The 12190-nt window shown below is 57.8% G+C and carries 11 protein-coding genes; 2 read left to right on the top strand and 9 right to left on the bottom strand.

Going from position 1 to position 12190, the window contains the following annotated elements:
• Window positions 1–7 precede the first annotated feature (7 nt).
• From AC1ECK_RS16080 to AC1ECK_RS16070, 3 genes are all read right to left on the bottom strand, one after another.
• Window positions 8–679, bottom strand: coding sequence for a MotA/TolQ/ExbB proton channel family protein (locus AC1ECK_RS16080; protein WP_480320787.1), 672 nt, complete (start codon window positions 677–679; stop codon window positions 8–10).
• Window positions 680–820: 141 nt separating this feature from the next.
• Window positions 821–3124, bottom strand: coding sequence for a TonB-dependent receptor (locus AC1ECK_RS16075; protein WP_480320786.1), 2304 nt, complete (start codon window positions 3122–3124; stop codon window positions 821–823).
• Window positions 3125–3190: 66 nt separating this feature from the next.
• The gene (locus tag AC1ECK_RS16070) at window positions 3191–4534 is read right to left on the bottom strand and encodes an alkaline phosphatase family protein (protein ID WP_480320785.1); all 1344 of its coding nucleotides are present in this window, start codon (window positions 4532–4534) and stop codon (window positions 3191–3193) included.
• Between AC1ECK_RS16070 and AC1ECK_RS16065 the strand changes: the two genes are divergently transcribed.
• Together AC1ECK_RS16065 and AC1ECK_RS16060 are read left to right on the top strand one after the other, a co-directional pair.
• Complete coding sequence (locus AC1ECK_RS16065) at window positions 4496–4861, top strand: hypothetical protein (RefSeq protein WP_480320784.1); 366 nt, start codon at window positions 4496–4498, stop codon at window positions 4859–4861. The two genes, AC1ECK_RS16070 and AC1ECK_RS16065, sit on opposite strands and share 39 nt — an antisense overlap.
• Before the next feature lie 364 nt (window positions 4862–5225).
• On the top strand, window positions 5226–5756 hold the full coding sequence (locus AC1ECK_RS16060) for an acid phosphatase (RefSeq protein WP_480320783.1): 531 nt from the start codon (window positions 5226–5228) through the stop codon (window positions 5754–5756).
• 61 nt (window positions 5757–5817) lie between these two features.
• Here AC1ECK_RS16060 and AC1ECK_RS16055 read toward each other — a convergent pair whose 3' ends face one another.
• The 6 genes from AC1ECK_RS16055 to AC1ECK_RS16030 form a co-directional block, all read right to left on the bottom strand.
• Complete coding sequence (locus AC1ECK_RS16055) at window positions 5818–7188, bottom strand: sensor histidine kinase (RefSeq protein ID WP_480320781.1); 1371 nt, start codon at window positions 7186–7188, stop codon at window positions 5818–5820.
• On the bottom strand, window positions 7175–7849 hold the full coding sequence (locus AC1ECK_RS16050) for a response regulator transcription factor (RefSeq protein WP_480320779.1): 675 nt from the start codon (window positions 7847–7849) through the stop codon (window positions 7175–7177). The genes AC1ECK_RS16055 and AC1ECK_RS16050 overlap by 14 nt, the downstream gene beginning before the upstream one ends.
• A gap of 638 nt (window positions 7850–8487) precedes the next feature.
• The gene (locus AC1ECK_RS16045) at window positions 8488–9645 is read right to left on the bottom strand and encodes a porin (RefSeq protein WP_480320777.1); all 1158 of its coding nucleotides are present in this window, start codon (window positions 9643–9645) and stop codon (window positions 8488–8490) included.
• 77 nt (window positions 9646–9722) lie between these two features.
• On the bottom strand, window positions 9723–10223 hold the full coding sequence (locus tag AC1ECK_RS16040; protein ID WP_480320775.1) for a hypothetical protein: 501 nt from the start codon (window positions 10221–10223) through the stop codon (window positions 9723–9725).
• Window positions 10224–10248: 25 nt separating this feature from the next.
• On the bottom strand, window positions 10249–10806 hold the full coding sequence (locus AC1ECK_RS16035; protein WP_480320773.1) for a cytochrome b: 558 nt from the start codon (window positions 10804–10806) through the stop codon (window positions 10249–10251).
• Between the two features lie 319 nt (window positions 10807–11125).
• Window positions 11126–12097 (bottom strand): LysR substrate-binding domain-containing protein, encoded by a 972-nt coding sequence (locus AC1ECK_RS16030; protein ID WP_480320771.1) that lies wholly within the window; start codon window positions 12095–12097, stop codon window positions 11126–11128.
• Window positions 12098–12190 lie beyond the last annotated feature (93 nt).

The following is a 12190-nucleotide window of genomic DNA, read 5'->3' as shown; positions in this document are numbered from 1 at the left end:
ACAGATCTCAGACGGTGGCACGGTCGCGACGCGACGCGGGGCTGACAGGGTCTGCGGCCCGCTGACCGACGGGTCTGCGGTTCAGGAGCAAACGCTTGAGTGTCTCCATCTGATGCACGATCTGTCTGACGGAATCGTTCATGCCGTTGAAAAACCAGAGATGACTGATCGCGATTGCCAACCCGCAGGCCGTAGCGATCAGCGCTTCCGCGACGCCGGAGGTCACCTGTGTCGGATCGCCGCCGCTTTTGCCGAGTACATCGAATGCATTGAACATGCCGACGATGGTGCCGAAAAGTCCAAGCAGCGGTGCGACGGTGATGACCGTGTCGAGCACCCACAAGCCGCGGTCGACATGCGGCACCTCGAGATAGATGATCTCTTCCAGTGACGCATCGAGCGATCCGCTGTCCGCATCGTCCAGCCGGTGTTTGTAACCCTGCAGTAAGCGCCCCAGCGGCGAATCCGCGCAAGCCTCGGACAGTCGTTGCGCCTGCGCAGTATCGACTATGCTGAGCGCGCTGACATCGCGGATCAACCGTGCGCCATGCCGGAGGTTGCGACGCATCCACAATCCGCGATCGATGATCACCGTCAGGCCGACAAATACCAGCACGGCCATCAGGTATAGCGTGCCGCCCGAACCGAGGGCCAACTGATTAATGTGAGTCAAATCCATGCAAAAATCTTCCAGATTGGTTGATCAAGGAACCTTCAACGACATGCAATAGCCCGGCGTGAACGGTGGCAGGATGGCCCGGAGGCACCTTAAGGATGCTCGCACGCACTTGACCTGACACCGCCCAGGCCGAACCGGAAATCAGATTTCAGCACGCAAGGAGACGTAGAAACTGCGGCCCGGCACGAAGTAGTAGAGGTACTGGCTCGGATCCTTACCGCCGCTCGTATCGCTGGCGGCAGGCCCAAGGTTATCGGTGATCTTGTGAGAATTGAACAGGTTATCCACCCCGAATGACACACGCACGTTCTTGATCAACGGCCCCACCTCTCTTATATCGCGTGCCAGCATCAGGCTGGTGACCGCATAAGAGCCGACCTTGTAGATCGGACCGTCGGCTTCACCGTTACTGCCCTGATACATCGCGCCGACAAACTTGGTGCTCAGGCTGCCGTGCCACACGTCCTGGTCGTAGTTGAGCGAGACCGCCGCAGTGTATTTCGGCACAAAGGAAATCTGTTCCCCGGCTTTCCAAGTCTGCGAGCCGATGCCGTTTTGCGTGTACACCGCCTTGTTCAGCGAGCCATTGGCATAGAACGAAAAACCCCTGCCCAGCAAAACGTTGCCTTCCGCTTCCAGACCTGTGTAACGCACGCCTCCGGCATTCATATAGGTAGCATTGGCGCCGGACCCGGTTTTGGTAATGTAGTTGTTGAAATCGACCATATAGACATCGGCGTTGAACGTATACCGCTCGCCCTTAAGCACCGTGCCGATCTGGTAGGCGATCGAGTTTTCCGGGGAAACATTGTCGTTCCCGGTCGGGTTAGCCGAGTACAACGTATTCAGGTTAGGGGCCAGCGTTCCTTTTGCTATCTGCGCGTAGCCGGACCACAGCGACGTGAAGCGGTAGTTCGCATTGATGCTGGGCAGCACGCTGTTCCAGGTCTTGTGCACTGTGTCGCCGTTGGTGCCCGGCAGATTGTTCTGGTTGACTGTCGCCCACAGCGAACGTGTAAAACTCTGGAGCCGCACACCGGGCGTCACCGTTAACGCCGGCGTTGCTTTCCAGGCGTATTCGGCAAAGGCCTGCTCCGTGTCGACGTGGTCGACCATGTTGTAGTAGGTATTGCCGTACGTCTTGTTCTCGTTGACCGGGTTCCCCGTCGTGAAGTCGTAGGCGTAGCGGTTACGCGTGTTGTTGGTACGCTCGACCCAGATGCCCGTCGTGAACGTGCCGAGCGTATCGTCGTGGGTCACCGCAAGCGTATCGCCGAAGGTGCGATACTCGTTGAGCTTGAGCGCGCCCGCGATATCCGTTGCTGCATTGCCATTGACGTAAGGCTTGGCCGCGCTGAGCCCCGACAGCGGCGATGACGTGCCGTCGCCATTCAGTTCGTGGCTGAGGTTATAGTAGTAATAGGTGTAAAGCTTGTTCTCAATAGACCAGTTGTGGCCGAAATCGTGCTTCAGGCCGATATAGGCGAAGTCGGTTTCCTTGTCCTGGTAGTTATAGCCATAGTAGTTGGCACTTCTCGGATTGTTGTTCAACCCGTAGTCGTACCCATACTCGGCCACCTGCTGCAGCGTCGCGCCACCCGGATTATTGAAGTGGATCTTGTTATAGGTATAAACGAGCGTCAATACCGTGTCGTTGCCAATCGGCGTGACATCCTTCAAATAGATATTGCTATTGCGTGTATCGCCGTTGGTCAAGGCACCATTTGATTCCGCATGCTCCACGTTCAGGAAGATGTTGCTGTCACTGAGTTGCGGAATGATGCCTGTGGTGACACCTAGGTCGGTCAACCAGGTGGCGTTCGAACCATAGACGGCCGTCGTCGTGATCTTGCCCTTCGGGTCCAGCACCGGCGAGAGGAGATTGACCGAGCCGCCGAATGTTGCATAGCCAATAGCGCTTGCGTCGCCCGGGCTACGATCGATATTCACCCCGCCGATCGTTCCAGCGGGGAAATAAGATGTCGTGTGGTGGGTAAAGTCGTTGGTATCGCCGAACGGAAGGCCGTCGTAAGTGACATTGAACTGCCCGTCCGGAAAGCCGCGCAGCGTCTGGTTTTTCGCTTCCGATAGGCCTGGACCGTTCGGCGAGGAACTGCTGTAGCTCGGCGCGATGCGAATGATCGTACCGTAGTCCGCAAGGGGGGTCACTTGATTCTTGATGTAATCGGTACTGATGTCCGTTTGCGGCGAGGTCGCATTCAGCGGCGCCTGAGTAATGGCTTTCGCCGCCGCGGCAGTCGGTGCCTTTTTGCTCGCGGCGGGCGTAGCTGCCGTCGCAACACCTGCACTTCCGTTCGCCGAGACGTCCCCGATATCGGTAACCTGGTCGGCCCATGCGTGACTCGTTATGATGGCGAGTGCGATCGTGCTGAGGCCGACTTTCTTCGCATTGACCTGCTTTGCAAGTAACGCTCTGTTTTTCATAGCTATGGAATCCAAATTGAATGGTTTGTTCGCGAGCGATCCGCCGTCGCCTCGCGTCGCCTGTTGTTATCGCCGGAGAGCGGCTGAACCAGGCAATGAAGTGGTGTGTTCCAGTCGAACCGCTTGCAGCTCCTGCGGATTCAGCCCCAGTGCGCGTAGCACGGTCGGTGCAACCTGTTGAGTCCCGACCGCAGTGTCGACTTCTGTAGCGGCGAGATCCGGGCGTGAAAGCATCAGTGCGACGTGACGATCGTCGTCCGCCAACCCTCCGTGTTCGGCGATCTTCTTGCCGCGGGTGTAGACGACACCGGGCACCGTCTCAATCACAATGTCGGGGGTACGCGCGTCACGCGCTGCGCGTCCGAAGCCTGGTGGCATATCGTTGCCCGCGTAGACGTGGGCAATCCCCAACTCGCCGGCTTGCGCGCGCAGCACCGCAACGACTGCCGCGGTACGCCGCTGGTCCTTGATCCACAGCAGACCGACATCGTCGAGTGCAGCCTTCGCGACCAGATCGGGCGCGACAGTGTTGACCCGGTCGATCACGCGCTTGCCGTCAATACGTTGGAGGCGAGTCAGGTCGATTGGCGACTGGCCATGTTTGGCTGTCACCACAACTAACGTCGATGCATACAGGTCATTGCGCTTTAATGCGTCGATCAGACGTCGAACTGAATTGTCGATGTGTTTGAGTGCGCCTTCGATTGCCGTACCCGGCTCTGCATGGGCATCGACATAACCGTCGCCCGATTTCTGCGCCACGCTGAGATTCTGAAAATTCATGCCGAACAATTGCGGCACGCCTGCGGCATGTGCGTTACGACTGTCGTGACTCTCGATCTGCCTGAGGACCGCATCGACTTTCAGGTCGTCGTAGGCAGGAAAGGCCTGCAGCTTCTCGCCGACCGCCGCGATCTCCGGCGTGTACAAATTATCGACCCCGGTACCGCTCGGGCCATTCACGAAGTCATATGCGAGGTGCTTGTCGGCCCAGGCGGTGCTGCCGCCAGCCTGATGAATCACTTCGAATACGGTATTGACGCGAATGAACTCGTGCGGGTAAACCGGGCGACATCCATGCGTAGGGTCGCGCGGCAGGCGCGCTGGGTCAATTGCGCCACCGCCGTCGAGTGCTTTCCCGTTTGCATCGATGGAATCGTCATACACCACTTCCGCACCACGCGTCGTGCAATCGCTGCCTGCAGGCGATAGATCGCGTGCGTAGCTATCGTCGTAATAGATGCCAGAGGTTCTCGGGCTCGCGCCGCTGATCAGCGCAACAAGGCCTGGAAACGAATCGGACGGAACAGGAGTCATCGCCCGGCGATACACGATAGCGTGCTGGGCAAGCTCAGCAAGCGCGGAGGCAGGATGAGCGGCGATGAAACGCGCGAGATCCTCTTCGTGCATTCCGTCGATGCTGATGAGCAACACGTGTTTTGTCTGCGTTGGCGCCGTTGCCTGCGCCAGCGCAGACGCTTGCGCGAGGCTTATGCTCACGCACGGGACGCTTGTCAAAGTCAATGCCGAGGTCAAAGCGATAAGAAGTTGACTGATTTTCATGGCAAACGAAGTCCGGTGCGCGAGGCACACCTGGTTCAGGTTGATCGACTGGAGCTGGCGGATGGCGTGGCACGCCATCCTGGCTACGGAATATTTTTAATTCCAGACTGCGCGGCGAACTTTATTCAGCCGGCGTTATCTCGATATGACGGAAAACTAAACAAGATGAACTGATGCGTTGATCCGTTAGCTCGCGTGTCCTTTAGCAATCCGCATTCCGCTTACCGCTTCTTACCCGCTCTTCAAAGCCGGCCGAAAACTAAAAAGTGCTGAAAGCTTTTTGCGGTCAAGATTTCATAATTGCGCCGTAGGCTCCGCGTCTTTATTCCACAGAGAGACAAGACTCATGAGAGAAAGACCCACACGTCACTGGCTTCGAGGCACGACGGCGCTGTTTCTGCTGAGCGTCGCCAGCGTTGCGGCGGCAGCCGACAGCACCTATCTGGCTGGCCATGCACCTGACCTGACGGTCCTGATTTCACCTCCTCCCGCATTGAACTCCACGACCGGCCGACAAGACCTTCAGCAGGTCCTGTCCTTGCAAAACACGCGCAGCGCAGATCAGCTCAGGCTTGCCGACGGTGATACGCAAAAGAGCGTATTTCGGTTCGCCGATGTTCTCGGACCGGATTTTCGTGCCGAGCGTCTGCCGGTGACCCAGGCTTTCTTCAAACGGATTGCGCAGGAGGGCAAAGAACCATTGAAGCAAGCCAAGGACTACTGGAGGCGCGCACGCCCATACAACAGCAGCAGCGATGTTCATCCTGGGATCAAGACTGAAGGGACAACCCCAAGCTATCCAAGCGGCCATGCGACGTTCGCCTATCTGAGCGCAGTCGTGCTGGCCGAGATAGTGCCGGAAAAGCGGGCAGAGATCTTCTCACGCGCCGAGACTTACGCGGACGGACGGGTGCTCGGGGGCGTGCATTACCCAAGCGATGTCGAGGCAGGCAAGCTTAGCGGCACGCTAATCGCTGCGGCAATGTTGCAGAACCCGCGGTTCCGTGAAGACCTCGCGGCGGCAACCGCCGAGACCCGCCTTGCGCTGGGACTGCCGCCGCTGCAGTAAGCGTTGGGCACGAGAGCGCCTGCACAACTTGTCAATGGGCCGCCGTGTCCGGTTAGCCGGATCAACCTGACGCGGGAAAACATAACTGGACCCGGCACCCGGGACTGGCGTCCTCGATTTGCAGCGAGGCATTGTGCAAACGTGCAGTAGCGGACACCAGGCTCAAGCCGAGCCCATACCCCGGTGTCGGCATGCCCACTGCGCAGGCGCTGCGGTAGAAGGGGCGCAAGACAGCGTCCCGATCTGCCGCGGCTATGCCTGGTCCCGTGTCGCGGACCTCGACAACCGCACGCTGCGGCAACACTTTCAGGGATAGCGTGACGCTACCGCCAGCCGGGGTAAATTTCAGCGAGTTATTGACGACGTTCTCGATCGCACCAAAAATCAGATCGCGGTCGCCCAATACCGGCGGCGACTCATCCGTCTGGACCTCGATGCGAACGCCGCACTGATCGGCGATGGGCTCGTACAGTTCAGTAACGTCCTGCAGAATTTCCGCCAGATCGATTGGGCGGAAATGCTCGCGTCGCGCATGGGCTTCAATCTCTGCGATCCGCAGCAGCGCGGAAAACCGGTCCAGCACCCGATCGGCCTGCACCACCGCGTGATCGACTGCCACTTCATACTCTGCCGTCGATCCCGCACCGCGGCGGACCCGTTCAAGGCCTGCGCGCATACTGGTCATGGGCGTGCGCAGATCATGTGCGATCCACGCGCAAACACCGCGTAGCTCGACGACCAGTTGCTGAGTGTCGTCGAGCATCGAGTTCACGATCACCACCAACGCATCCATATCGCTGTTGGTGCCGCTCAACGGCAAACGCCGTTCAAACTGGCTCGATACGATCTCCTGGCAGGACTCCCGGATTGCCCGGATACGGAAGGTCGAGGCTCGATACAGCGCGTAGCCACATGCGGCGCCGAGAAGAATCGTACCGGCGAGACCGCCGAGCGCGATGCGAATCAACGTTTCGTCGAAGCGCTTGACATCGTCGATGGCCTGTCCGACGACGATCCGCTCACCGTCCGGTAAGGACGAGGCAATGGCGCGATAGCGCTTTGCATCGAGATCGCCGTTCTTGTCCCGCACCTGTTGCGTATATTCGAACGGCTTCCAGTCGGGCTGCGCGGCAGGCAAGTGCTCGATATTGCCGGCGACACGCACGCCCGCGCCGTCAAACATTGCGTAGGGTCGCTGACCGGCCATTTCGCGCCTACCGCGTTCGTCGACGTTCAAGCGCGCTTCCGTCGGCGTTCTATGAATCATCTGGAGACTTTCCCGCTTCAGACGGGCGTCGACCTGATCGATCAAATAGCCGCTGGTGAGCCAGTACACGACACCGAACAGGACTCCTGCCAAAATGATGAAGATCCCGAAGATCGGACCCGCACTCAATATGGTTCGCAGAAAGCTACGTTCAATTGCCGGCACTGAACACGTATCCTGCACCGCGAACGGTGTCAATCATTTGGGACTTTGTACCATCCACGGATATTTTCCGGCGCAGGCGGCCGATGTGAACGTCGATCACGTTGGTCTGGACCTGGTGGTGATATTTCCATACCGCCTCGAACAACAGTGCACGGGTCACGACCTGGTCTGCATGCCGCATCAGGTACTCGAGCAGTTGCAACTCACGGGGCTTAAGTTCAATCGCCAGCCCATCGCGCGTGACCGTCTGGTGCACCGTGTCCAGTACCAGATCGCCGACGCGCATCAGGTTCGGGGACTCGACCTCGGCCCGGCGGCGTAGCAGTGCATCTAGCCGAGCGGTCAGTTCATCGAAACTGAACGGTTTGGTCAGGTAATCGTCGCCGCCTGCACGTAGGCCCCGCACCCGCTCGTCGACCGTGTCGAGCGCGCTGAGCAGCAGCACAGGAGTATCGACACCGACGTTGCGGACAGTAGACAGGACCGACAAACCGTCGACGTCGGGCAACAACCGATCCAGCACGACACAATGGAAGGTGCCTTCGAGCATGCGCGTCAGCCCTCCCTGGCCGGTGCTTGCAAGTTCCGCGGCGAAACCGTATTCGCGGAGGGCAGCAAGGATTTCTCTTGCGGTTGCAACGTCGTCTTCGACTACCAGCACGCGTCTGGTGGCCGACGCGAAACAGACGGAGGAAACTGGCTGGACCACGATAAGATATTTGTAAGTTAGCAGGTGCGGAACTGTAACCAAAAGGCGTGATGTTTTGGTGACGTTCTGTTTACTGAAATCGGTGGGGCACAGACAAGACTCTCTTTCAAGTCCAGTGTGCCGTGAACCGGCTATCCAGGGAGATGCTTCGACTTCGAAAAGCTTTGGATGTTGAGAAAGTTCGTCTTCGTGCGTGCTCCGGTGCTCGCGACCGAGAGAGGGTCTGCGACCAGCGAAATGAAGAAGGGTTACATACGAACGCGGAAGCAAGTGCGAATTACCCGAAGCTGTAGAAAGCTTGTTGATTGACGAGGCATTCTATCCAGAGGCACATATCGTGCGACCACGCGGCCGACTCATGCCACCGGCGCACGGCGCTTTTTCGAATCGTCAAGTAAGGCTGCTCGTCGCAGGCATCGAAAGCAGACGTCCCGTCTGCAGTTGCTACATTGCGCTGGCAAATGACGGACCCGAGATAGTTGCAGAACTCTCGGCGAAACTGGGCATGGATGTGTCTTGAGCGCGGCGTCGCAAAGGGCCGTCCGTTGCTAGTGTCTCTATCTGGACGGCTTGCCACGATGCGCCATTGATTAGAACTTGTGCCGTATGCCCACGACAGTCACAAGTTGGCTGCCGGTTCCAGAGTTTACGCCGTATGAGCCGACCGAGGCGTGCGCCGAAATGAGCGCCCCCGTGGCAGAGAGATTCGTGCCATTTGCTTTCTGGTAGCCCTCCGTCCAGTAAAGTGACGTGCGCTTGGACAGCAAATACTGCGCGCCAAGATTGGCCTGGTGATATGACGCGTTCGCCGGTCCATTGAGTCTGGTGAAGTTATAACCGACACCCAACAGAACGTCGGGACGTGGAACATAGTTCACATAGACGGCGCCGTTGTCAAATCTTGCGGCATCGGCGAAACGGGAGTTCGCGTCGCGGTTGTATTGACTATGGCTGTAGCCCGCGCCGAGAGTGAATTTCCCAAGGGCATACTGGATTCCCGCGTGGATGATGTCAATCGACTTCGCGGATGCGAAGCCTTGATTTATCGCTGAGAAGAACAGCGAGTCCGAACTGCTTGTCCATGTACGGATGCCATTCGTGAGAGTATCACCGCCGTCCGCATGAAAGTAGCCGGCGGCCGCGCCAAGCGGGCCGGACGTATAACTGATGGCCGCGGAGTATGTCTGGCCTGAGCCAGTGCTTCCAGCTACCCCACCAAAGGCGTAAAGCGCTTCTACCTGTACGCCTGACATGACCGGGCTGATGTACTTGATGGCGTTGCTTACACGAAGGTCGTTGTCGTAGTTGTCAACGTCACCCGGCGTAACGAACAGACCACTGAAAAAATTGTCTTCGGTCAAAGGCTGCACAAGGTCCGTCACCGGGTCATATGTTCGTCCCAGCTTGACCGTACCGTAACGGCTGGACAGGCCGACTATCGCCGAGCGACCAAACATCCGGCCGCCTTGTCCGAGCGCACCCGTTCCCGGGTTATATCCGTTCTCCAGTTGGAAGATGGCAGACAATCCCGAACCAAGGTCCTCAGTGCCTCTCAGCCCCCAGCGGGAACCCATCAACGCACCGCCAAACTTCACTTGCGTCGACTGGTTTCCGGTTGACGATTGCGAGTTGTGGATATACCCAATGCCAGTATCGACGACACCGTAAAGAGTGACGCTCGATTGGGCAAATGCCTGGGAGGTTATCGCGCATCCTGCCAAGGCTAACAATACGCCGCTTTTCTTCATTTCAGTTCATGTCGTTGAGTGCCGGGCCTAAGAACAGTCCGGCTTGGTTACCCAGGGCTCAGCCAGATGCTGCCGGGTCAGTTCGGGAAAGCAATGGCCTGAATGTTCGGGTAGTAAACTTCAATCTCATCCGTGTCGCCGTCCATCCTCTGGAAGGTGACGGTGAACGTGTGTTTGCCTTCCGGCGCCTCATAGACTGTCGAAGCGTCAAGATTCTGGCGGTCGTGCTCATACTTGTCGACTTCCTGGACAGCCGGTGAAGCGACATTCACACGCTTGACCGGTCGGGCAGGCTCTCCGTCCATCGTCACGAAAGCGCGGACTGAACAGGGACAGCCTTTGGCGTTTTCATCGGCGATGCCGCTGGTGAATTGAACGAGAACCTTCGAAGCCGTCTTCAGGTTCAGCTCAACCGATGCCACCTTTACCGGGTCTTTGCCCTTCAGGTAGACCGCGGTGTGAGAGTCAGGCTTGTTGAAGTAAGCGATGGTCGGCACGCCAGCAGCAAATGCAGCTGAGCTGATTGCCAGCGCAACGGCACTGACTGCGAGACCTGCGGGGAACTTGATTGATTTCATTCGGTATCCTTTATATATAGGTTTTTTAAAAAGGCTTCATCCGGTTGATGAGCCCGTCTTTCAGAAAATAGTGGTGGTAAAGCGCAGCCAGCGAATGAAGTACGCTGAGTGCAATCAGCGCAATCGCCGTGTAGTAATGCCAGTCAGTAAGGAAGTGGCCCATCGCGACGTTCTTGGGCAGCGGCGCGGGAATCTTCAGGCCGAAGAATTCCCACCCGATTCCGTACGCGCCCCGCCAGACCTTGAGCGCCGGGACAACGATGAGTAGCGTGACGAGGGCACGCTGGGTCAGCTTCGCGGCACGGGCGCGCCAAGGGACATCTTGCAATGCCTGGGGCGACGGACGGCGAAAGCGCCAGAACACGCTAAACAACATGACAACGAAGACCGTTTCCCCAATCGAGCGGTGCCAGTAGTAGTAATTGTTGTAGCTCTCGGACTTGAAGTCGAGCTTGTAGAAAAGGAAACCGATGATGCACAGCGCGACCACACAGACGAAAATGAGCCAGTGGATAGCGATGGAAACCCGGTCATAAGCGGCGCGTCCGGTGGACCGCACGGGCGCCTGGGATGTCGTGTACATATCTGCTCCGCCGTCGATGGCGTTTGGGTTGATGGGGTGCGACGGAATGGATAGTAGAAGTGCAAAAGGAAAACGTAAGCGTCCGACAAAATTAACTCTATAAGTCGGGGTTATAGGTTTCGATTTGACGACGTCTTTGCTACGTCACGCCCTCCCCCTGCGGATAGGAGGACGGCGGAAGGATGAGCGAGCCTGAAACGCCGATGGGGCGGCCGCGAACAACTGCGTGCCCAACTATAGAAGCGGCCGTTGGCTGGACGGCCGGAAGTGACGAATAGGCAGGGACTCAGGAGAGCCGATTCTGTCGGTCCAGATGGAATCAGCCGGGCCGATTTCCGGTGCGAACACTTTGTTTGCTCGCACCTTTGACGGTGTCTCGGGTTTTCATTGCGCGCACGAGTTCGTCCTGGTCCAATCCGAGCTGGACACGCATCTGGCGCAAGAATTTTTTGGCGTTTTCAGCGAGCGGTGTCCCCGGGCGGAACACCAGCACTCCAGTGAACAGCACTTCAACATCGACAGGCTTGATGACCAGCCCGCGCCCGACGAAGTCGAGAGCTACGATAGGGTGAGCAATGCCAAGCCCAACGCCAGCCAGCGCCAGTTCGCAGACCGTATGCGAATAAGGCGTCTCAACCACCGGCTTGAGTCGGATGTCCCGAGCGGAGAGCTGAGTATCCAGACAGAGTCGGGTGCTGTCCTCTGGGTTAAGTGCAACAAAAGGCAGGTCCATCATATCTTTCATGCGGATGGAAGACGAGCCGGCCAGCGGATGCGACGCGTTCATGACTGCAACGCCGGGCATGCGAACGAACTGCGAGTGTTCTAGTCCCGCCATCGACATTTCGTCTGACATCAGACCGAAATCAGCCTCTCCGGCAGAAACCTTTTCGTGTACCTGTCGCGAGCTCATGACCTGCAGTGAAATCTGGATGCCTTTTGACGACGCATCGAACGCGGCGATGACCCGTGGCAAGAACCCCGTTCCTAGCGCAGGGAAAGTCGCAATTGCCATCCGGCCGAGCCCATACGAGCGAAGACTTCTGATTCGGTGCTCGATTACTTCGTAGCCAACAAAGTAGCGGTCTACATCGCGCATCAACGCGATGGCCTCCTGGGTTGGTACCAGCCGACTGCGTACGCGCTCGAACAGCTTGAAGTTCGCCATGTCCTCGAGACGCCGAATAGCCTGACTGACGGCGGGCTGTGAGACACCCAACAGTCCGGAGGCTTTACTCGTACTTCCCGCGTTCATGACGGCACGGAAAATTTCAATATCTCTGACGCTCATAACATAAACTTATTGACCTAATTATTTCCGATGTTGCCGGCGGTTGAGCGAAAAGTAAACTGACGAATATTGGTTCACTATCCGACAACCCTT

Source organism: Paraburkholderia sp. SSBN10T (assembly GCF_056619545.1).
This window is presented reverse-complemented; position numbering and strand designations above follow the sequence as displayed.

Excerpts from the sequence above, each read along its gene's own strand:
- AC1ECK_RS16080 (WP_480320787.1), bottom strand. The coding sequence starts at position 679 with ATGGATTTGACTCACATTAATCAGTTGGCCCTCGGTTCGGGCGGCACG.
- AC1ECK_RS16065 (WP_480320784.1), top strand. The coding sequence starts at position 4,496 with ATGAGCGGCGATGAAACGCGCGAGATCCTCTTCGTGCATTCCGTCGAT.
- AC1ECK_RS16040 (WP_480320775.1), bottom strand. The coding sequence starts at position 10,223 with ATGAAATCAATCAAGTTCCCCGCAGGTCTCGCAGTCAGTGCCGTTGCG.
- AC1ECK_RS16035 (WP_480320773.1), bottom strand. The coding sequence starts at position 10,806 with ATGTACACGACATCCCAGGCGCCCGTGCGGTCCACCGGACGCGCCGCT.
- AC1ECK_RS16070 (WP_480320785.1), bottom strand. The coding sequence starts at position 4,534 with ATGCACGAAGAGGATCTCGCGCGTTTCATCGCCGCTCATCCTGCCTCC.
- AC1ECK_RS16075 (WP_480320786.1), bottom strand. The coding sequence starts at position 3,124 with ATGAAAAACAGAGCGTTACTTGCAAAGCAGGTCAATGCGAAGAAAGTC.
- AC1ECK_RS16030 (WP_480320771.1), bottom strand. The coding sequence starts at position 12,097 with ATGAGCGTCAGAGATATTGAAATTTTCCGTGCCGTCATGAACGCGGGA.
- AC1ECK_RS16045 (WP_480320777.1), bottom strand. The coding sequence starts at position 9,645 with ATGAAGAAAAGCGGCGTATTGTTAGCCTTGGCAGGATGCGCGATAACC.